The organism is Paenibacillus xylanexedens, assembly GCF_007676705.1.
Taxonomy (GTDB): Bacteria; Bacillota; Bacilli; order Paenibacillales; family Paenibacillaceae; genus Paenibacillus; species Paenibacillus xylanexedens_C.
The window spans coordinates 35,191-55,183 of sequence record NZ_VEBF01000013.1 but is presented as its reverse complement, the minus strand read 5'-3'; the positions used below and the strand labels follow the sequence as shown (position 1 = coordinate 55,183).

At 46.8% G+C, this 19,993-nt stretch carries 22 protein-coding genes and 1 other annotated feature; of the genes, 21 read left to right on the top strand and 1 reads right to left on the bottom strand.

Annotation, left to right across the window (positions count from 1 at the left end):
• Nucleotide 1 precedes the first annotated feature (1 nt).
• Together disA and pssA are read left to right on the top strand one after the other, a co-directional pair.
• Entirely contained in the window at nucleotides 2-1,078 is a 1,077-nt protein-coding gene (disA, locus tag FS628_RS29650) for a DNA integrity scanning diadenylate cyclase DisA (RefSeq protein WP_062836168.1), read from the top strand.
• A 44-nt stretch (nucleotides 1,079-1,122) separates the two neighbouring features.
• The gene (gene pssA, locus FS628_RS29645; protein WP_145326580.1) at nucleotides 1,123-1,854 is read left to right on the top strand and encodes a CDP-diacylglycerol--serine O-phosphatidyltransferase; all 732 of its coding nucleotides are present in this window, start codon (nucleotides 1,123-1,125) and stop codon (nucleotides 1,852-1,854) included.
• Nucleotides 1,855-1,977: 123 nt separating this feature from the next.
• On the opposite strand, the gene FS628_RS29640 is transcribed toward pssA, so the two are convergent.
• Complete coding sequence (locus FS628_RS29640) at nucleotides 1,978-2,373, bottom strand: hypothetical protein (RefSeq protein WP_017692049.1); 396 nt, start codon at nucleotides 2,371-2,373, stop codon at nucleotides 1,978-1,980.
• 173 nt (nucleotides 2,374-2,546) lie between these two features.
• On the opposite strand from FS628_RS29640, the gene FS628_RS29635 reads away from it, so the two are divergent.
• From FS628_RS29635 to rpoB, 19 genes are all read left to right on the top strand, one after another.
• Entirely contained in the window at nucleotides 2,547-3,632 is a 1,086-nt protein-coding gene (locus tag FS628_RS29635; protein ID WP_145326579.1) for a PIN/TRAM domain-containing protein, read from the top strand.
• 82 nt (nucleotides 3,633-3,714) lie between these two features.
• The gene (ispD, locus tag FS628_RS29630; RefSeq protein ID WP_145326578.1) at nucleotides 3,715-4,407 is read left to right on the top strand and encodes a 2-C-methyl-D-erythritol 4-phosphate cytidylyltransferase; all 693 of its coding nucleotides are present in this window, start codon (nucleotides 3,715-3,717) and stop codon (nucleotides 4,405-4,407) included.
• Entirely contained in the window at nucleotides 4,404-4,880 is a 477-nt protein-coding gene (gene ispF / locus FS628_RS29625) for a 2-C-methyl-D-erythritol 2,4-cyclodiphosphate synthase (protein WP_076254730.1), read from the top strand. The genes ispD and ispF overlap by 4 nt, the downstream gene beginning before the upstream one ends.
• A 33-nt stretch (nucleotides 4,881-4,913) precedes the next feature.
• On the top strand, nucleotides 4,914-6,368 hold the full coding sequence (gene gltX, locus FS628_RS29620; RefSeq protein WP_145326577.1) for a glutamate--tRNA ligase: 1,455 nt from the start codon (nucleotides 4,914-4,916) through the stop codon (nucleotides 6,366-6,368).
• A 538-nt stretch (nucleotides 6,369-6,906) separates the two neighbouring features.
• On the top strand, nucleotides 6,907-7,587 hold the full coding sequence (gene cysE, locus FS628_RS29615; protein ID WP_145326576.1) for a serine O-acetyltransferase: 681 nt from the start codon (nucleotides 6,907-6,909) through the stop codon (nucleotides 7,585-7,587).
• A 14-nt stretch (nucleotides 7,588-7,601) separates the two neighbouring features.
• Nucleotides 7,602-9,002: a cysteine--tRNA ligase gene (cysS, locus tag FS628_RS29610; RefSeq protein ID WP_145326575.1), complete on the top strand. Its 1,401-nt coding sequence runs from the start codon at nucleotides 7,602-7,604 to the stop codon at nucleotides 9,000-9,002.
• Nucleotides 8,999-9,478, top strand: coding sequence for a Mini-ribonuclease 3 (locus FS628_RS29605; RefSeq protein ID WP_145326585.1), 480 nt, complete (start codon nucleotides 8,999-9,001; stop codon nucleotides 9,476-9,478). Before cysS ends, FS628_RS29605 begins: the two co-directional genes overlap by 4 nt.
• Nucleotides 9,479-9,521: 43 nt before the next feature.
• Nucleotides 9,522-10,268, top strand: coding sequence for a 23S rRNA (guanosine(2251)-2'-O)-methyltransferase RlmB (gene rlmB, locus FS628_RS29600; protein WP_017692057.1), 747 nt, complete (start codon nucleotides 9,522-9,524; stop codon nucleotides 10,266-10,268).
• 5 nt (nucleotides 10,269-10,273) lie between these two features.
• Nucleotides 10,274-10,795: an NYN domain-containing protein gene (locus FS628_RS29595; RefSeq protein ID WP_062836174.1), complete on the top strand. Its 522-nt coding sequence runs from the start codon at nucleotides 10,274-10,276 to the stop codon at nucleotides 10,793-10,795.
• A gap of 172 nt (nucleotides 10,796-10,967) precedes the next feature.
• Nucleotides 10,968-11,612, top strand: a complete 645-nt coding sequence (sigH, locus tag FS628_RS29590) for an RNA polymerase sporulation sigma factor SigH (protein ID WP_017692059.1) — start codon at nucleotides 10,968-10,970, stop codon at nucleotides 11,610-11,612.
• A gap of 304 nt (nucleotides 11,613-11,916) precedes the next feature.
• Entirely contained in the window at nucleotides 11,917-12,066 is a 150-nt protein-coding gene (gene rpmG / locus FS628_RS29585) for a 50S ribosomal protein L33 (RefSeq protein ID WP_072735843.1), read from the top strand.
• Nucleotides 12,067-12,083: 17 nt separating this feature from the next.
• Nucleotides 12,084-12,275, top strand: coding sequence for a preprotein translocase subunit SecE (secE, locus tag FS628_RS29580; RefSeq protein ID WP_105406954.1), 192 nt, complete (start codon nucleotides 12,084-12,086; stop codon nucleotides 12,273-12,275).
• 21 nt (nucleotides 12,276-12,296) lie between these two features.
• Nucleotides 12,297-12,830: a transcription termination/antitermination protein NusG gene (gene nusG, locus FS628_RS29575; RefSeq protein WP_024633599.1), complete on the top strand. Its 534-nt coding sequence runs from the start codon at nucleotides 12,297-12,299 to the stop codon at nucleotides 12,828-12,830.
• A 68-nt stretch (nucleotides 12,831-12,898) separates the two neighbouring features.
• Nucleotides 12,899-13,324, top strand: coding sequence for a 50S ribosomal protein L11 (rplK, locus tag FS628_RS29570; protein WP_056697655.1), 426 nt, complete (start codon nucleotides 12,899-12,901; stop codon nucleotides 13,322-13,324).
• A gap of 94 nt (nucleotides 13,325-13,418) precedes the next feature.
• A complete protein-coding gene (gene rplA, locus FS628_RS29565; RefSeq protein ID WP_017692063.1) occupies nucleotides 13,419-14,111 on the top strand; it encodes a 50S ribosomal protein L1 in 693 nt (230 codons plus the stop codon).
• A gap of 67 nt (nucleotides 14,112-14,178) precedes the next feature.
• Nucleotides 14,179-14,326 (top strand) — a sequence feature (ribosomal protein L10 leader region).
• A gap of 23 nt (nucleotides 14,327-14,349) precedes the next feature.
• A complete protein-coding gene (rplJ, locus tag FS628_RS29560; protein ID WP_017692064.1) occupies nucleotides 14,350-14,853 on the top strand; it encodes a 50S ribosomal protein L10 in 504 nt (167 codons plus the stop codon).
• 73 nt (nucleotides 14,854-14,926) lie between these two features.
• A complete protein-coding gene (gene rplL / locus FS628_RS29555; protein ID WP_145326574.1) occupies nucleotides 14,927-15,286 on the top strand; it encodes a 50S ribosomal protein L7/L12 in 360 nt (119 codons plus the stop codon).
• Between the two features lie 96 nt (nucleotides 15,287-15,382).
• On the top strand, nucleotides 15,383-16,003 hold the full coding sequence (locus FS628_RS29550; RefSeq protein ID WP_145326573.1) for a class I SAM-dependent methyltransferase: 621 nt from the start codon (nucleotides 15,383-15,385) through the stop codon (nucleotides 16,001-16,003).
• A 394-nt stretch (nucleotides 16,004-16,397) separates the two neighbouring features.
• Nucleotides 16,398-19,943, top strand: a complete 3,546-nt coding sequence (rpoB, locus tag FS628_RS29545; protein ID WP_145326572.1) for a DNA-directed RNA polymerase subunit beta — start codon at nucleotides 16,398-16,400, stop codon at nucleotides 19,941-19,943.
• The last annotated feature ends 50 nt before the right edge of the window (nucleotides 19,944-19,993 follow it).

Genomic DNA, 19,993 nt, shown 5'->3' with positions numbered 1-19,993 from the left:
GATGAAAGATTCGAGCCAACTGGATAATATGAATGAATTGTTAAGGCTGATCGCACCAGGTACACCTTTCCGCGAAGGTCTGGAAAATGTGCTGCGCGCCAAAACGGGCGCACTGCTTGTTGTAGGATACAGCCCTGAAGTAATGGAAGTGGTGGATGGGGGATTCTCGATTAACTGTGATTTCTCCCCGAACTATCTGTACGAACTCGCCAAGATGGATGGTGCAATTATTCTTAGCGAGGATTTGAAGCGTATTCTTTATGCCAATACCCAGTTAATCCCGGACTCCTCGATCTCTTCTTCAGAGACGGGGATTCGTCACCGGACAGCAGAGCGTGTAGCGAAGCAAACGGGTAAATTGGTCGTATCCATATCACAGCGCCGGAATATCATTACCTTGTATCAGGGAACACTTCGGTATTCCCTCAAGGAAATCGGGGTTATTTTGACCAAAGCGAATCAAGCGATTCAAACACTGGAGAAATACAAAGCGGTATTAACACAGTCCCTTACGAATCTGAGTGCTTCGGAATTTGAGGAATTGGTAACGATTCCTGAAGTGGTCAATGTGATTCAGCGTACCGAAATGGTGATGCGGATCAAAACCGAAATCAAACGATACATTCATGAGTTGGGGAATGAGGGACGACTCATCTCCATGCAAATGGAAGAACTCGTGGGTACAACGGAAGAAGAAGCTTGGTTGCTGTATAAAGACTATGCCCGTGACGACAGTGATGACAAAATCCGTGAAATTATCGTGGGACTGAAAAGATTGTCGGACGATGAATTGCTGGATGCACATCATATTGTCCGTCTGCTCGGCTATCCTTCTTCAGCGGCTACTTCTGAGGATTCGGTTGCACCTCGCGGATTCCGGGTATTAAATAAGATCCCCCGCCTGCCCAATGTCATTATCCATAACCTGGTGGATCAATTCGAGCAATTGCCTCATGTGATTATGGCTACAATAGAAGAACTGGACGAAGTGGACGGTATCGGTGAAGTTCGTGCCCGGACCATTAAGGAAGGCCTTAAACGTTTGCAGGAGCAGATGTTTATCGATAGACAGATGTAAGGTTTGCCTGTATAAAGGCTTGAAATGGATGAGGTGAAACAACGATGCTAACCAGATTCATTCCGAATCTCTTTACCCTGGGTAATCTGTTTCTTGGAATGATGGCAATTTTGCTTGCGATTGATGGAAACTACAGTTTGGCTGCTATTATGGTCATTGTAGCGATGCTGCTGGATGGTTTGGATGGCCGAGTGGCACGTGCGCTCAATGCCCAAAGTGAATTCGGCAAGGAACTGGATTCCTTGTCTGACATGGTTTCCTTTGGTGCAGCACCGGCACTGATCATATTTATGGTGTCGTTTCAAGATTCCATGCCGATCCTCGCCTGGGTTGCGACAGCTGCTTTTCCGATCTGTGGAGCCATTCGTCTTGCACGGTTTAACGTTCGTCCGGGAATTCCCGGATACTTCACAGGTCTGCCGATTCCGGCAGCCGGCGGGGTACTGGCCACACTGTCCTTGTTCAACAAGGATATCGGTCCGGTCAGCATGATGATTGCTACGTTGCTGTTATCGTACCTGATGGTGAGTTCGCTTAAATATCCTAATTTCAAAAAGGTGGGTTTGCCACGTAAGGCAATCTGGATCGCACCATGGGTTGTGTTATTTGCGATAGCCGTAGCTGTTATTTTCCCGGAGCAGTTATCCAAATTGATCTTTATTCCGCTGGTGTTATACGCTTTGTATGGTATGAAGCACAATGTGCGGACAGCGGCCTCGCGTAGTCGAGCCAAGAAGCGCAAGGATGAGAAATCTTCCCGTCCTTCCGATCGTTAAGTATGGAGCACAGACATTATACAAAGAAAGCACGTACTCTCCCGAACAGGAGAATGCGTGCTTTTTGCTTATTCAGATCTATTTACGGTAAAAGAAACCCTTACGAATGACATACATATCTTTTTACGACAGATTAAACATCCCTAACGTCGAACACTTCTGTGATTCGTGATTCACGACCTCTTCCATGTTGATGTCCAGCAGATTGCAGAGAGCCGACATGTAGAACAGGTTTCGCCCCAGTTCAGAGCTGATTACCTCTCTGCAGTTCTCACACAATTCACCTTCCACATGCGTTTCTAGCAGGCCTTTCGTTTGAGCGATATCGCTCTCCGGGGCATATTTCTGCTTGGTGGCGTGCAGCTCGATGCAGCCGCATTCGGTAATGGCCTTGGACACCGCACGGTTAACAGACGCTCCGGCTTGTCCTGTTTTGGACAGTACATCAATCAGACTGCGATGACGCAGCAACAGTTCAGAAACTTGATCCTGGAAAGCCTGTAAACTTAGCGTACTCATTTTGCCACTCACCTCGGGATATGAATTGAATTCATTATATGCCAATAATTTACCTACTTTCAACTGACGATTGCAACATTTCCAAAAAGTTCTTTCGGATGGGATTAGCAATTCAGGAATTGGATCATACTGGATATAAAGATCAAGATACATTGAAGGAGGTGCAGGGACTAATGTGGAAAAAAGGCATTTTAACTTTTACAGGATTGTGCGGTGCATGGTTCGGCTACACGGCATATCATCTGGCAGGAAAATCGGTCCCATGGATGGCTGAGTGGATTCAGTCAGCAGGATTACTGGGAGCTGGCATATCGACGCTGCTGGGAGCTGTAATGTTTATGGCTGTATGTAATATTGGTGGTACATTGATGGCAGACAGGCTGCATAGTGGAATTGATTCATTGGCAAAAGTACCTATGAACGAACTGGCTGCAGGTGCCACAGGTACCGTTGCAGGATTGCTGGTGGCCTTGTTGCTCTACCCTGTTGTGGGATGGATGGGGACGGCAGGAGAAGTGCTGCAAGTGGCGCTGACGGTGATTAGTGCTTATTCCGGCTATGCCCTTGCCATGGCGAAGAAAGACGATCTGGGGGCCTTCTGGATGTCTGGGCGATGGGGTCATCCGGAGGTAGACGAGGATAGACGGATAGAAGAACATAAAATTTTGGATACCAGCGTCATTATCGATGGGCGTATTGCTGATATATGCAAAACCGGATTCATTGAAGGCACGATCGTAATTCCGGAATTCGTTCTGGAGGAGCTGCAGCATATTGCCGATTCATCGGATCTGCTCAAGCGGAACAGAGGACGGCGTGGACTGGACATTTTGAACAAAATCCAGAAGGAACTCGATGTAAAGGTCCTGATCTACGAGGGGGATTTCGAGGAAATCTCCGAGGTGGACAGCAAACTGGTTAAGCTGGCTAAAGTGCTTCAGGGCAAAGTGGTCACCAATGACTTTAACCTGAACAAAGTATGTGAACTCCAGGGTGTATCTGTGTTGAACATCAATGATCTGGCGAATGCGGTCAAGCCAGTAGTCCTGCCGGGTGAGGAAATCATGGTGCAGATTATCAAGGATGGCAAGGAGCACGGGCAAGGTGTAGCCTATCTGGATGATGGAACAATGATCGTTGTGGAAGGCGGACGCGAGTATATAGGCATGATGATGGAAGTGCTGGTGACCAGTGTGCTGCAGACTTCAGCGGGACGAATGATTTTTGCCAAGCCGAAACTGTTGGAAAAAGCCCAATAAAGCGGTATGATGGGTAGTGTATCGTTGAATGATATTGTATATCTTTGGACGATAAACTGACAGACAAGGCAGGGATTGCGGCATGAATAAAGGGTGGGGCGTTGTCATTGTGGCAGCAGGTCGCGGAACCCGGATGGGGACGACCGAGAGCAAGCAGTTTCTGTTGCTGCAGGACAAGCCCGTTTTCATACATACGCTTGAGGTATTTGCTGCGCTGGACGAGATCCGTGAGATGGTGCTGGTCACAGGAGCTGCTGATGTTGAACGCTGCCAGGATTGGGTAAAAGAATACCAATTGGATTCACGTGTCCGTGTTATCCCCGGAGGGAAAGAGAGACAACATTCTGTCCATAAAGGCCTTGAGGCACTTGGGACGGATTGGGTTCTCGTTCACGACGGGGTACGTCCTTTTGTGAACCATGAGCAGATCAAGGGATGCATGGAGGCCGCCATATCCGGTGGAGCAGCTGTACTGGCCGTCCCAGTAAAGGATACGATCAAACAAGTGAATGCGGAAGGAGTCGTTACGGCGACGCCAGACCGCAGCAGTCTGTGGAGCATTCAAACCCCGCAGGCTTTTCGTCTTTCTTCCCTGCTCTCCGCCTACGCATCAGCCGAGCAGGACGGATTTCTGGGGACAGATGATGCCATGCTGGCTGAACGTCAGGGAATGTCGGTCAAGGTTGTGGAAGGCAATTATACCAATATCAAATTAACGACGCCGGAAGATTTGGAATACGCCGCGTTTTTGCTGGGGGGAGAGAAGAAGCGATGATACGTGTAGGACAGGGATTTGATGTACATCAGCTGGTGGAGGGACGCCCGTGCATTATTGGCGGAGTAACGATTCCTTATGAAAAAGGACTGCTGGGTCACTCAGACGCTGACGTGCTGTTGCACGCGATTAGTGATGCGATTTTGGGTGCGCTGGCACTCGGGGATATCGGCAAGCACTTCCCGGATACCGATCCGGAATTCAAGGATGCCGACAGTCTGAAATTGCTGGAGCATGTATGGCAGCTTGTGAAGGATCGCGGATACCGGTTAGGGAATATCGATTCAACGATTATTGCCCAGAAGCCAAAGATGGCTCCTTACATCCCACAGATGGCTGAGGTTATCGCCAAAGCACTGGAAGCAGATGTAACGCAGGTGAACGTGAAAGCAACAACAACAGAACAACTGGGATTCCCGGGACGGGGAGAGGGAATTGCTGCTCAATCCGTTGTTTGCCTTGTTCGAGTGTGATATCATCAATCAATTAGTGACGGAGGGGATCATATGAGCACGGAAATTCGTGTGCGTTACGCGCCAAGCCCAACGGGACATCTGCATATCGGGAATGCCCGTACGGCGCTGTTTAACTATCTATATGCCAAACATAATAACGGTAAATTCATTATTCGTATTGAAGATACAGACGTGAAACGGAATATTGCCGGTGGTGAAGAAAGCCAGCTGAAATACCTGAAATGGCTAGGAATTGAGTGGGATGAAAGTATTGATGTGGGCGGGGAATACGGACCATACCGTCAAACGGAACGTCTGGATCTCTATCGTAAATATACGCAGGAATTGCTGGATAAAGGTCTGGCTTACCGTTGCTTCTGCACGGAAGAGGAATTGGAGCAAGAGCGCGAGGAACAGTCAGCACGTGGAGAAACGCCGCGTTATTCTGGCAAACACCGTGACCTGACTCCAGAGCAAATCAGTGCGTTTGAAGCGGAAGGCCGCGTAGCGAGTATTCGTTTCCGTGTGCCGGAAGAGCGCACATATACGTTTGATGACATGGTTAAAGGCACAATCTCGTTCAACAGCAAGGAATCCGGTGACTTCGTCATTGTGAAAAAGGATGGCATTCCCACATACAACTATGCCGTTGCTGTGGATGATCACTTGATGAAGATCTCCCACGTTCTGCGTGGGGAAGATCACATCTCGAACACGCCGCGTCAACTGATGATCTATGAAGCGCTCGGCTGGGAGCCGCCGCAATTCGGTCATATGACGCTGATCGTGAATGAAAACCACAAGAAGCTGAGTAAACGGGATGAGTCCGTTATTCAGTTTATTGAGCAGTATGATCAACTCGGCTATTTGCCTGAAGCGATGTTTAACTTCATTTCCCTGCTCGGCTGGTCGCCGGAAGGAGAAGAAGAGATCTTCTCACAAGAGCAACTGATCTCCATTTTTGATACGAAACGTCTGTCCAAGAGCCCAGCGGTATTTGACACGCACAAGCTGGCTCACTTGAACAACCACTATATCAAACATGCTGACCCGGAACGTATTGCCGAAATGGCCATTCCGCATCTGCAAAAGGCTGGACGGATTCCTTCCGAGCTGTCTGCTGAACAAAAAGAATGGGCATATACTTTGGTACACCTCTACCAGGAGCAGATGAATTCTGCCTCTGATATCGTGGATTTGTCAGAAGTGTTCTTCCGTTCCAATCTGGAGCTGGAAAGTGAAGGAGAAGCTGTACTTGCTGAGGAGCAAGTGCCAACGGTGCTGAAGGCATTTGCGGATAAAGTGCAGGCTAGCGAAGAGTTCACGCCAAGCAAAATGGCTGCATTGATCAAGGAAGTGCAGAAAGAGACCGGCTTTAAGGGGAAACAGCTCTTTATGCCAATCCGTGTTGCTTTGACGGGACAGACGCATGGACGGGATCTGAATCAAACGATCGTCCTGCTAGGCCGTGATACGGTGATCGAACGTTTGCTTGCACAAGTATAGGGTGCTTAATCAATACGCCCGGTTATTTGGATCTGAACCGGGGTTTATTTTCCATGGATACGAGGGAAGGTTATTGTCAGTCTGAGGCCTTTTCGCTATAATAACAACACAACGATTAAATGATATGATTTATCTAATAGAACAGCAAAGATCGGGAGGAGTAGACTGCCCCGGACAGATTCAGAGAGGATGGTCCCGCAGCAAAGAGAGATTTCTTTGTTTGCGGTGGCTGTGAGCCATCCACTGTCCAGCAGTCGAAATGCGCCCGTGAGCTGCATAGCCGAATCCAGCCCCGCCTTTGTCGATCATGACAAGGGAAAACGTTAGGATAGGTTGTGACGATTGGTTTCCGTTACCAAACCGCTTGAGGGCTCATTCTATTAAGAATGGACCGAGCAGAGTGGGACCGCGATAAACGCCTCTGCAGCTGAAATAGCTGCAGAGGCGTTTTTTGTTTAGGCGAGTGTGCAGTACACTACCAAGGAACGCGCCGTCCGGTAAGCCGGAGGACGGGAACCTGAACAAGAGGGGAACGAGCATGTTCAAGAAGATCAGATCAGATATCCAGGCGGTGTTCGAAAACGATCCGGCAGCTCGGGGATGGTTTGAAGTGGTATTTACCTACTCAGGGTTGCATGCGATATGGGCACACCGGATCGCTCATTTTTTATACAAGCGAAGATGGTTCTCGTTTGCCCGGTTCATTTCGCAGGTTAGTCGTTTTATGACAGGAATAGAGATACACCCTGGAGCTACGATCGGAAATCGGTTGTTTATTGACCATGGAATGGGCGTCGTTATTGGAGAAACATGTGAGATTGGCGATGATGTCGTTATCTATCAGGGGGTTACCCTTGGCGGAACAGGGAAAGAAAAAGGAAAGAGACATCCGACCATTGGTAATAATGTGGTTATCTCGTCCGGAGCGAAAGTGCTGGGTTCATTTAGCGTGGGGGATCAATGTAACATTGGTGCCAACTCCGTTGTGCTTAAGGAAGTCCCTTCCAACAGTACCGTGGTGGGCATACCCGGCAGAATTGTTAAACAGGACGGTCGACGGGTAGATCGCCTCAGTCAACAGTTGCCCGATCCGGTCGTTGACTCCTTGCGGAGCATGCAACAAGAACTCGAACGATTGCAGCAAGAAATACGTACACTGCAGAATGCCCGTGAAAATGAGACTGTGCGTGATACAATAAATAAAGGCAGTATAGGATGAAAGGATAAGTGACCATGACGCTTCAGATTTATAATACGATGAGTCGTACAAAAGAGGATTTTGTTCCCCAAGAGCCAGGGAAAGTAAAAATGTATGTGTGCGGACCCACGGTATATGACTACATTCATATCGGGAATGCACGCCCCGTTATCTTTTTCGACACAGTTCGCGGATACCTGGAACAAACAGGACATGAAGTGAACTATGTGGTGAACTTCACCGATGTGGATGACAAACTGATCCGCAAAGCTGAACAACTTGGAACAGATGTCCCTCACGTGGCGGAGAAGTTTATTGCTGCCTATTATGAAGACCTTGAGGGATTGGGTATTCCCAAGGCAAGCAGCAACCCGAGAGTAACGGAAAACATGCCGCTCATTATTGATTTTATCCGTGAGCTGGTTGAAAAAGGATTTGCATATGAAAATGGCGGTGACGTCTATTATCGTACAGGCAAATTCAGCGAATACGGCAAACTCTCGAAACAAAACCTGCAGGAGCTGCAATTCGGAATCCGTGTGGGTGTGGACGAGCGCAAAGAGCATCCCGAAGATTTCGTGCTCTGGAAAGCAGCTAAACCAGGCGAGATCTATTGGTCTAGCCCTTGGGGCGATGGTCGACCAGGCTGGCATATCGAATGCTCCGCTATGGCTAGGGAGTACCTTGGGGATACGCTGGATATTCATGGGGGTGGACAGGATTTGCAGTTCCCACACCATGAGTGCGAATGCGCACAGTCTGAAGTATTGACGGGTAAGCCACTAGCTAACTATTGGATGCATAATGGCTTTATCCGTATCGATAACGAGAAAATGTCGAAATCACTCGGCAATGGTGTTCTTGTTAAAGACTTGCGGAATCAATATAAACGAGAAGCTATTCGTTATTTCATGTTGTCCACCCACTATCGCAACCCATTGAACTTCACGGATGATACGATGGAGCAGGCACAGAACAGTGTGGATCGGATTGCCAATGCCGTGGGTAACCTGAACCATCGTCTGAATGCGGTATCCGTAGATCAGGATATCTCAGCAGATTTTGCGGCAAGACTCGACCAGATTCGTCAACAGTATCACGAGAAGATGCAGGACGATTTCAATACACCTGATGCAATCACAGCTATGTTTGAGTGGACTGGGGAAGCCAACCAACTGTTGCAGAAAGAAGTAGTTAATGCGGCAGACATTCGTGCACTCCTCGAATTGTTCAATGAACTGAATGCTGTACTGCGCATTTATACTGACGCAGAAACAGAACTTTTGGATGAAGAAGTAGAGCGTCTGATTGAAGAGCGTGTCGAAGCGCGTAAGTCCAAAAACTGGGCAAGAGCGGATGAAATTCGCGATGAATTGTCTGCACGTGGCATCCTGCTTGAGGATACAGCGCAGGGGATGAGATGGCGGCGCAAATGAGCGAGGACTATTCGAATACACCAAAACAACAGGAGCAGGGTTTAGAAGGAGGATGGTTCCCATATCCCCCTTCCAGACCTGCGAGGTTGATTCCTCCTATTGCCCTGGCCTATATTGGTGATGCGGTATATGAGGTGGCAGTTCGTCAGTATTTGTTGTCAAAGGCTAACATGCGTCCCAATCATCTGCACCGTAGTGCGACTGGGTTGGTATCAGCGAAGGCACAGAGCCGCATACTTACAAGTATTGAGGCTGAACTGACGGAAGAAGAACGGGATATCGTCCGACAAGGGCGGAATGCCAAGTCCGGTAGTATCCCCAAAAATGCAGATGTTTTAGAATACAGACATGCTACGGCATTTGAGTGTCTCATTGGTTACCTCTACAGCAGTGGTCGTCATGATCGCATGATTGAACTGATCGGGCTTGGCATTGAGCAAGCGGAACAACAATCGCCATCACCGACAAAAAAATAGAAATTTCAACAAAACAACGCATTACAGAGAGGATCGAACAACGATGGAAGAAGAATGGATCGCCGGTAAACACTCCGTGACGGAGGCGCTGCGTTCAGGCCGGACCATTAATAAAATATGGATTGCGGATACAGCACAGAAACATCTGACTCAACCTATTATCTCGGAAGCTAAAAAACTCGGTATTGTCATTCAGCATGTGGACAAGCGTAAATTGGATCAAACCGTACCAGGCATTCAGCATCAGGGGGTAGTCGCACAAGCGGCACCTTACGCTTATGTAGAGGTAGAGGACATTCTTGCCGCAGCGAAAGCGAAGAATGAACATCCTTTCCTAATCCTCTTGGATGAGATTGAAGACCCTCATAATCTGGGTTCGATTTTGCGGACAGCAGACTGCACAGGTGCGCATGGCGTCATTGTACCCAAACGTCGCTCGGCAGCGGTAACGGTGACAGTATCCAAAACGTCAGCAGGCGCCGTGGAGTATGTACCTGTGGCTCGTGTAAGTAATCTTGGACAGACCATTGATCGCCTCAAAGAGGAAGGTGTATGGGTTGTGGGGACAGATGTCACTGCTCATGAAGGTGTCTTTGGTAACGGTGTCTTTACCGGTCCTGTTGCACTGGTAATCGGCAATGAGAACAAGGGAATGGGACGACTCATTCGCGAGAAATGCGATGTGCTGATCAAATTACCGATGCAAGGTCAGATTAATTCCCTGAATGCTTCCGTGGCAGCGGGGGTTGTCATGTATGAAGTGCTCCGCTCGCGTCAAGCGCAGGAATAGAAGGTATGGCTGATTCCCGTGATGTGCTTCTTGTAGACGGGTACAACATGATTGGCGACTGGCCGGAATTAACCAGACTGGCGGAAAGTGGGCTGGAAGAGGCGCGCAACAGGCTTCTCTTTCGTCTCGCTGACTACCAGGCTTTCTCCGGCCGTCGAGTCATTGTTGTGTTTGACGCCTACCTCGTGCCTGGACTCGGTAAATCCTTTACACAGAGCAAAGTGCAGATCTATTTTACAAAGGAAAAAGAGACGGCAGACGAATGCATTGAGAGACTCGTTCGGGAACTAAGCATGCGAAGACGCCAAATCTATGTGGCTACGAGCGATATGGTAGAGCAACATGTCATATTCGGACAGGGTGCACTGCGCGTATCTGCAAGGGAGTTGCTGATTGAAGTGGAGCAGAACGAAAAAGAGTTAAAGAAACGACTGGAAGAAGATCAGGCGAAGACAACACGGAATACACTCGGAGGCAAGTTAAGTCCGGATGTATTGAAAGAGTTTGAACGCTGGAGACGGGAATAACAGCGCGCTTTTTACAATATTTAGAATATTGAAAGTCTTGACATTTATGTTATTGATGTTCTTTTTTAGGCAGAGCGTGGTTGACGGTGTGAGGTACCATCATATATACTGATCGTATATTTCATAGAGTAGAGTAACGGGGTACCTTGCGTTGCAGCCGGAGGGATTGTCTGTGAGTGTCGACCTCAAAGATATCATGTTATCCAAGTATGATTACCAAAGTGACGAAGACATTGTCGAAGCTTTCCGTGAAGGCGAAAGCGAAGCGTTAGAGTTTTTGATTAACAAATATCGTAACTTTGTACGCGCCAAGGCAAGATCTTATTTTCTGATTGGGGCAGACCGGGAAGATATTATTCAAGAAGGAATGATTGGCCTCTACAAATCCATTCGAGATTTCAAAGGGGACAAGCTGGCTTCGTTCAAGGCTTTTGCCGAACTGTGTATTACAAGACAGATCATCACGGCCATTAAGACAGCAACACGTCAGAAACATATTCCGCTTAATTCTTATGTATCTCTGGACAAGCCTATTTATGACGAAGAGTCTGATCGTACGTTACTCGATGTGATTTGTGGAACCCAGGTCAGTGATCCGGAAGAACTTATCATTAATCAGGAAGAGTTTGTGGGCCTGGAAGATAAAATGTCCGAGATTTTGAGTGATCTGGAACGTAAAGTATTGATGTTGTATCTGGACGGGAGATCTTATCAAGAGATTGCAGTAGATTTGGACAGACATGTGAAGTCCATTGATAATGCACTTCAGCGCGTTAAGCGAAAACTTGAAAAGTACCTGGAAGTTCGAGATAATTAAACACATGTTGTCGTTGACGGAAAAGGCTCGGTGTTTGAGTCTTTTTTTAGTGTCTCAAGTTTATAAAATCAAAGAATGTTTATACTAGTAATCGCTCGGTCCATGCAGGAGAAGAGGAAAACAGAGATTTGAAACAAGAGTAAGGTGTGCGGAAGTAATACCCAATAAATGAAAGGCTATTCTTTCATTGACATGGTTATACCCTTGTGATAAAGTGTTTTAGGTAGGCCTAAATTTATGGCTTTTTTTCAGGATCAATTTAGAGACTCTGCTTGAATGTGGAAGTCTTCGGGAGGTGTACATCATGCGGGTAATTATTACTTTGGCTTGTACTAACTGCAAACAAAGAAATTACACTACGACAAAAAACAAGCGTAATCACCCCGACCGCATGGAGATGAAGAAATTTTGCAAGTTTTGTAACGAGCAGACTTCTCATCGCGAAACCAGATAGTTTTTGGAGGTGTCGGCGTGAAACGAAGTTTCAAATCTCTGATTTCCTTTTTCACAGAAAGCTGGGCTGAACTTAAAAAAGTTCGCTGGCCTAATCGTAAAGAGCTGACCAACTACACATTGATCGTACTTGGTACTGTTGTGGTTATGACGCTGTTTTTTTGGGTCATTGACATTGGCATCTCCTTTGTGATCGAAGCGATTATTTAAGAAGGGTTCCGGTGGCTTGATATGGAAAAAAGATGGTACGTCGTTCATACCTATTCAGGGTATGAGAATAAGGTCAAAGCCAATTTGGAAAAACGCGTAGAGTCTATGGGCATGGAAGACAAGATATTCCGCGTTCTTGTTCCTATGGAAGAAGAAGTGGTAAACAAGGACGGTAAGAAAAAAACCGTTATGCGTAAAGTTTACCCCGGTTATGTCTTGGTGGAAATGGTACAGACGGATGATTCTTGGTATGTTGTTCGCAACACACCAGGTGTTACAGGATTTGTCGGTTCGACAGGTTCTGGGTCCAAACCAACTGCCTTGTTGCCTGAAGAAGTGGAACAAATTCTGAAGCACATGGGTATGGTTGAACCTAAGCCGAAAATTGAGTTCGATATTAAGGAATCCGTACGTATTAAAGTCGGTCCTTTTGCGAATTTTGTAGGCTCCGTGGAAGAAATTTTGGTAGACAAAAGCAAGTTGAAAGTGCACGTGAACATGTTTGGACGGGAAACGCCGCTTGAGTTGGAATACACGCAAGTGGAGAAGATATAGTCTCTTCAAGTTTCTTGTGGGAGGGTTGAAAAACCCGTTAACCACTATTTTGCAAGGAGGTGTCAATCATGGCGAAAAAAGTTATTAAAATGGTAAAACTGCAGATTCCAGCAGGTAAAGCAAACCCAGCACCACCAGTAGGTCCAGCTTTGGGTCAAGCAGGTGTCAACATCATGGCATTCTGTAAAGAATTCAACGCTCGTACAGCTGATCAAGCGGGATTGATTATTCCAGTTGAAATTTCTGTATTCGAGGACCGTTCCTTTACTTTCATCACTAAAACTCCACCAGCAGCAGTTCTGTTGAAAGTGGCAGCTAAAGTTGAAAAAGGATCCGGCGAACCGAACAAGAAAAAAGTTGCTACTGTTAAACGTGATGCGGTTCGTCAAATCGCAGAACAAAAAATGCCTGACCTGAATGCAGCTGACGTTGAGTCTGCTATGCGTATGGTCGAAGGTACTGCCCGCAGCATGGGTATCACCATCGAAGACTAATTTTCATAAGAAACATGGCTTCGTAAAACCGGTCGATTCGCGACCGGTTGATGTGGGAGGTATATCCGCTAACACCACAAAGGAGGAATAAAACATGGCTAAACACGGTAAAAAATACCTGGAAGCTGCTAAGCTGATTGACAGCGAAGCAACTTACGAGCCTTCAGAAGCTGTAGAGCTTGTGAAAAAGGCAGCTACTGCAAAATTCGATGAAACAATCGAAGCAGCAGTTCGTTTGGGTGTAGACCCTCGTAAGCAAGACCAGGCTGTACGTGGTGTTGTTGTCTTGCCACACGGCACAGGTAAAACACAACGCGTATTGGTATTTGCAAAAGGTGACAAAGCGAAAGAAGCGGAAGCGGCTGGCGCGGACTATGTTGGTGATGCAGACATGATCAACAAAATCCAACAAGGCTGGTTCGAATTCGATGTCTGCGTAGCGACACCAGATATGATGAGTGAAGTAGGTAAATTGGGCCGACTGCTCGGCGGTAAAGGTCTGATGCCTAACCCTAAAGCCGGAACGGTAACTTTCGATGTAACTAAGGCTGTTCAAGAAATTAAAGCCGGTAAAATCGAATATCGTCTGGATCGTGCAGGTCAAATTCATGCACCGATCGGTAAAGCTTCTTTCTCTTCTGAGCAACTGAATGAGAACTTTAAAGCTCTCATGGAAGCTCTGAATCGTGCTAAACCGGCGGCAGCAAAAGGTGTTTATCTGAAGAATGTTAGTCTTTCTTCCACGATGGGCCCTGGCGCACGCGTGAACGCAGCAGCTTTTAGATAATAGTTCTTGACAGGCTTGGCCTGTTTTGATAAGATATAAAAGTTGTGAGTCCGAGTGACTGACCGTTGACATTTGAATATGCTTACCGTAGACAGTAGGTGCCATTTGGCTTAATTTCCTGCCGAGGTGTGATTATAGAACTTAGAACGATGCAAATCGGTTGTGAGTATATATCAAGCCTTCGTGAATCTACGGAGGCTTTTCTTAATGGGATAAATTTGATCAGGAGGTGTACAGATTGGCAAACGCAAAAGTGATTCAAGCAAAACAAGAGTCCGTTGATGCAGTAACAGCAAAATTGCGCGAGAGCGTTACAACTGTTGTTGTTGACTATCGTGGATTGAACGTTGCCCAAGTAACTGAGTTGCGTAAGCAACTTCGTGAAGCAGGGATCGAATTCCAAGTGCTGAAAAACTCGTTGCTTCGCCGTGCAGCTGCAGCAGCAGAACTGACAGAACTCGATAGTGTTCTTACAGGTCCTACTGCAATTGCATTCAGCGTAGATGACGTTGTGGCTCCAGCTAAAATTCTGAACGACTTCGCGAAAAAGAACGATGCACTGGAATTGAAAGGTGCAGTCGTAGAAGGTCGCGTAATCGGAGTAGAAGAAGTTAAAGCGTTGGCAGAATTGCCATCCCGTGATGGACTCCTCTCCATGCTCCTCAGTGTGCTTCAAGCACCAGTGCGCAACTTCGCGCTTGCGGTTAAAGCAGTTGCAGAGAAAGAAGAACAAGGCGCGTAAGCAACTTGATCTGAACGCCGCTTAGGTGGCAAATGAATTTAAAAAAAATAATATTATATATGGAGGTTCACTCATGAGTAAAGAGCAAATCTTGGAAGCAATCAAAGGCATGACTGTACTGGAATTGAACGATCTTGTTAAAGCAATCGAAGAAGAATTCGGCGTAACTGCTGCAGCTCCAGTAGCTGCTGCAGGTGCAGTAGCTTCTGCTGAAGCTGAGCAATCCGAGTTCGACGTAATCTTGACTAGCGCTGGTGCTTCCAAAATCAACGTTATCAAAGCAGTTCGCGAAATCACAGGTCTTGGCCTGAAAGAAGCAAAAGAACTGGTTGACAACGCTCCAAAAGCACTGAAAGAAAAAGTTGCTAAAGAAGAAGCAGAAGCGGTTAAAGCTAAGCTTGAAGAAGCTGGCGCTACAATCGAAGTTAAATAATTTAGCTTTTACAAGCTAGATGAACAAAACAACAAACCCCTTGACTTATATCAAGGGGTTTGTTGCTGTAATTGTAAATGGAAAGTGAGTGAGGACATGTCCAATCACTATTATTCGGACAAACCGCAAGTAGCGCATGATCGCAAAGCAACTGAAGCGGTTCTTCGCGGATTCAGTCTGCGACTCGTGACTGACGCCGGTGTATTTTCCAAAAACGGAATCGATTATGGTAGCAGAGTATTGATTGATGCGATAGAGTTACCACCAGGAGCTCATGTTCTCGATGTGGGTTGCGGGTATGGCCCGATGGGTCTTACAGCAGCCAAGCTTGTACCGGATGGGCATGTCACCATGATCGACATCAACGAGAGAGCCGTTGAACTTTCCAAGGAAAATGCAAAAGCGAACGGAATCAGCAATGTTACGGTATTGCAAAGTAATCTACTGACTGAAGTAAAAAAGCAAGATTTTGACGTTGTACTGACCAATCCACCAATACGGGCTGGGAAAGAAACGGTTCATGCTATTTTCGAACAGGCACATCGTCATTTGAAGGTAGGCGGTTCGTTATGGATTGTCATTCAGAAGAAGCAAGGTGCCCCATCAGCGAAAGAGAAATTGGAATCTTTGTTTGGACGAGTGGAAGAAGTGACGAAGGATAAAGGCTATCGGATTTTTAAAGCGGTGAAAGCGGAAGAAGCATCTACTAGAAGCTAAATCCGAGTTTGTAAAGTAAGCAGGCGATCATTTTTTTTGCAATAGGACTATTGACTTGAAATTCAGGTCGTGGTATTATTGTAAAATGTCAGTATTAAGATGCCCTACTTGGCTTTAGCTAACTAAAAATGTCAACCTTTTTTTACGCCGAACGGGCTTATTATGCCTAAGTTTGGCGTATAATATGTACATTTTGGGCAAACTGGGGATAAGAATGATTTGGAAAGACATCCGCCGATCAAAGTTGCTCTTTTTTCGAACGACATTTCGAGTAAGGGCTTTTCTTTATTTGTGGATGCATTGCTTTGCTCTGTATGTGTACCATTATAAGGTTACAAACAGAGGTTCGCAACGAAATTTTTAAAGTGAGTAGACATTGAGGGGTGAGTTTAAGTTGGCAGGACATCTTGTTCAATATGGTCGACGCACTCGGCGCAGTTATGCACGAATTAACGAGATACTCGAAGTTCCGAACCTGATCGAGATCCAACAAAAATCCTATGATTGGTTTTTGGAGGAAGGGTTGCGCGAAATGTTCCAGGATATCTCGCCGATCCAGGATTTTACAGGTAACTTGATTTTGGAATTTATCGATTACAGTCTCGGTGAACCGAAGTATACAGTAGACGACGCGAAAGAGCGTGACGTTACTTATGCAGCACCGCTTCGGGTCAAAGTCCGGCTCATTAATAAGGAAACCGGCGAAGTCAAAGAGCAGGAAGTATTCATGGGAGATTTCCCGCTGATGACCAACACGGGCACATTTATTATTAATGGTGCGGAACGGGTTATTGTCAGCCAGTTGGTTCGCTCTCCTAGCGTTTACTTCAGTACCAAAGTAGATAAAAACGCCAAAAAAACGTATACCGCTACAGTTATTCCTAACCGCGGCGCTTGGCTGGAACTGGAGATGGACGCGAAGGATGTTGTTTACGTCCGGATCGACCGTACACGTAAAATACCAGTTACGGTTCTCCTGCGTTCACTTGGTTTTGGCACAGATGCTGAGATTCTGGATCTGCTCGGTAATGACGAATATATCCGCAACACACTGGACAAAGACAACACGGATTCCACGGAGAAAGCACTCATTGAGATCTATGAGCGTCTTCGTCCGGGCGAGCCGCCAACGCTTGATAATGCGAAAAGCTTGCTCGTAGCTCGTTTCTTTGATCCAAAACGTTATGACCTGGCTAATGTAGGTCGTTACAAAATGAACAAAAAGCTTCACATCAAAAACCGTTTGTTTAACCAGCGTTTGGCTGAGTCACTTGTGGATGCTGAAACAGGTGAAATTATCGCTGAAGCAGGTCAAATGGTTGATCGTCGCTTGTTGGATGAGATCATGCCGTATCTTGAGAAAAGCGTTGGGTTCCGCACGTATCACGTGGGTAACGGCGTTTTGGATGCCAATGATATCCCTATGCAAACGATTGATGTGTTCTCACCAACAGAAGATGGTAAAGTAGTCAAACTGATTGCCAATGGAATCATTGACAAGTCCGTTAAAAACGTGACGCCGGCGGATATTATTTCGTCCATCAGTTATTTCCTTAACCTTCTGCAGGGAATTGGTAGCACGGATGATATTGACCATCTGGGTAACCGTCGTTTGCGTTCGGTGGGTGAACTCCTGCAGAACCAGTTCCGTATCGGTTTGTCCCGTATGGAGCGTGTGGTTCGTGAGAGAATGTCCATTCAGGATGCTAACGTAATTACACCACAGGCATTGATCAACATACGTCCTGTTATTGCTTCGATTAAAGAGTTCTTTGGTAGTTCCCAGTTGTCACAGTTTATGGATCAAACGAACCCACTGGGTGAGTTGACACATAAACGTCGTTTGTCCGCACTCGGACCCGGTGGTTTGACGCGTGAACGCGCAGGTATGGAAGTGCGTGACGTCCATCCATCCCACTATGGTCGGATGTGTCCAATCGAGACTCCAGAGGGACCAAACATCGGTTTGATCAACTCCTTGTCTACGTTCGCCCGTGTGAATGAATATGGCTTCATTGAAGCTCCATATCGTTGGGTTGATCCGAAGACAGGTATTGTAACCGAGCAAATTGATTACCTGACAGCGGACGAAGAGGACAACTATGTCATCGCGCAAGCGAATGCGAAGTTGAACGAAGACGGTACTTTTGAAGAAGAAGCGATCATTGTACGTTACAACAAACAGTCGGATAACATCCTTACGATGCCGAGTGAGCGAGTTGACTACATGGACGTATCTCCTAAACAGGTTGTATCCGTCGCTACAGCGCTTATCCCGTTCCTTGAGAACGATGACTCCAACCGTGCACTCATGGGATCCAACATGCAGCGGCAGGCGGTTCCACTCTTGATTCCTAAAGCACCACTTGTAGGAACAGGTATGGAGCACAAAGCTGCAAAAGATTCTGGTGTATGTATTGTCTCCGATTATGACGGAATTATTGAACGTTCTTCTGCGAACGAAATTTGGCTCCGTCGTGTTGAAGAAGTGGATGGTCAGGAAGTCAAAGGCGATATCGTTAAATATAAATTACACAAATTTATGCGTTCGAACCAAGGAACATGCATTAACCAGCGTCCGATTGTCAAAAGAGGAGCCGCTGTCAAAGCTGGCGATATCCTCGCTGATGGTCCTTCAACGGAAATGGGTGAATTGGCTCTGGGACGTAACGTCGTTGTTGCCTTCATGACTTGGGAAGGTTACAACTACGAGGATGCGATCTTGCTCAGTGAGAAACTCGTTAAGGAAGATGTATATACATCCATCCATATCGAAGAGTATGAGTCAGAAGCACGTGATACCAAACTCGGACCTGAAGAGATCACACGTGACATCCCTAACGTTGGGGAAGAAGCGTTGCGTAACTTGGATGAGCGCGGTATTATCCGCATCGGTGCTGAGATAAGCGCTGGCGACATTCTGGTTGGTAAAGTAACACCTAAGGGTGTAACAGAGCTGACTGCAGAAGAACGTCTCTTGCATGCGATCTTTGGTGAGAAAGCACGTGAAGTACGTGATACTTCCTTGCGTGTACCACATGGTACTGATGGTATCGTAGTAGACGTGAAAGTATTTACCCGTGAAAACGGTGATGAGCTGCCTCCAGGTGTTAACCAGCTCGTTCGTGTATATATCGCTCAAAAACGGAAAATTTCCGAGGGTGATAAAATGGCCGGACGTCACGGTAACAAAGGGGTCGTGGCCCGCATCTTGCCGGAAGAAGATATGCCTTTCCTGCCAGACGGTACACCGGTTCAGATCGTTCTTAACCCACTGGGCGTACCTTCCCGGATGAACATCGGTCAAGTACTCGAGGTTCACTTGGGTATGGCCGCGATGCAACTGGGTATTCACGTAGCAACACCTGTATTCGACGGAGCGAAGGAGTATGATGTCTTCGATACGATGGAAGAAGCAGGTATGCAACGTAATGGTAAAACCGTCCTGTATGATGGTCGTACAGGTGAAGAGTTCGAACGTGAAGTTACTGTGGGTGTCATGCACATGATCAAATTGGCACACATGGTTGATGATAAAATCCATGCCCGTTCCACGGGTCCTTACTCACTTGTTACGCAACAGCCATTGGGTGGTAAAGCCCAATTCGGTGGACAGCGTTTCGGGGAGATGGAAGTATGGGCGCTTGAGGCATACGGTGCTGCTTATACACTGCAAGAAATCTTGACTGTTAAGTCCGATGATGTTGTTGGTCGGGTTAAAACGTATGAATCCATCGTCAAAGGCGAGAATGTTCCGGAACCGGGCGTTCCTGAGTCATTCAAAGTATTGATCAAAGAGCTGCAAAGCTTGGGTATGGACGTTAAGATTTTGAGTGAAGATGAGCAAGAGATTGAAATGAGAGAAATGGACGATGAAGATGACGCTGCGAGCGATAAGCTCAGCCTCAACCTTGAGGGTACAGAGGTCGGAGCGGAATAACCGCTTCGAGCGCATGATGACCGGCGTTTTTCATCAGGCTCGCGTCTTGC

Excerpts from the sequence above, each read along its gene's own strand:
- FS628_RS29595 (WP_062836174.1), top strand. The coding sequence starts at position 10,274 with ATGGCTGATTCCCGTGATGTGCTTCTTGTAGACGGGTACAACATGATT.
- rlmB (WP_017692057.1), top strand. The coding sequence starts at position 9,522 with ATGGAAGAAGAATGGATCGCCGGTAAACACTCCGTGACGGAGGCGCTG.
- rplL (WP_145326574.1), top strand. The coding sequence starts at position 14,927 with ATGAGTAAAGAGCAAATCTTGGAAGCAATCAAAGGCATGACTGTACTG.
- FS628_RS29640 (WP_017692049.1), bottom strand. The coding sequence starts at position 2,373 with ATGAGTACGCTAAGTTTACAGGCTTTCCAGGATCAAGTTTCTGAACTG.
- disA (WP_062836168.1), top strand. The coding sequence starts at position 2 with ATGAAAGATTCGAGCCAACTGGATAATATGAATGAATTGTTAAGGCTG.
- rpmG (WP_072735843.1), top strand. The coding sequence starts at position 11,917 with ATGCGGGTAATTATTACTTTGGCTTGTACTAACTGCAAACAAAGAAAT.
- rplK (WP_056697655.1), top strand. The coding sequence starts at position 12,899 with ATGGCGAAAAAAGTTATTAAAATGGTAAAACTGCAGATTCCAGCAGGT.
- ispF (WP_076254730.1), top strand. The coding sequence starts at position 4,404 with ATGATACGTGTAGGACAGGGATTTGATGTACATCAGCTGGTGGAGGGA.
- FS628_RS29635 (WP_145326579.1), top strand. The coding sequence starts at position 2,547 with ATGTGGAAAAAAGGCATTTTAACTTTTACAGGATTGTGCGGTGCATGG.
- gltX (WP_145326577.1), top strand. The coding sequence starts at position 4,914 with ATGAGCACGGAAATTCGTGTGCGTTACGCGCCAAGCCCAACGGGACAT.
- nusG (WP_024633599.1), top strand. The coding sequence starts at position 12,297 with ATGGAAAAAAGATGGTACGTCGTTCATACCTATTCAGGGTATGAGAAT.
- rplA (WP_017692063.1), top strand. The coding sequence starts at position 13,419 with ATGGCTAAACACGGTAAAAAATACCTGGAAGCTGCTAAGCTGATTGAC.
- cysS (WP_145326575.1), top strand. The coding sequence starts at position 7,602 with ATGACGCTTCAGATTTATAATACGATGAGTCGTACAAAAGAGGATTTT.
- FS628_RS29605 (WP_145326585.1), top strand. The coding sequence starts at position 8,999 with ATGAGCGAGGACTATTCGAATACACCAAAACAACAGGAGCAGGGTTTA.
- cysE (WP_145326576.1), top strand. The coding sequence starts at position 6,907 with ATGTTCAAGAAGATCAGATCAGATATCCAGGCGGTGTTCGAAAACGAT.
- ispD (WP_145326578.1), top strand. The coding sequence starts at position 3,715 with ATGAATAAAGGGTGGGGCGTTGTCATTGTGGCAGCAGGTCGCGGAACC.
- FS628_RS29550 (WP_145326573.1), top strand. The coding sequence starts at position 15,383 with ATGTCCAATCACTATTATTCGGACAAACCGCAAGTAGCGCATGATCGC.
- pssA (WP_145326580.1), top strand. The coding sequence starts at position 1,123 with ATGCTAACCAGATTCATTCCGAATCTCTTTACCCTGGGTAATCTGTTT.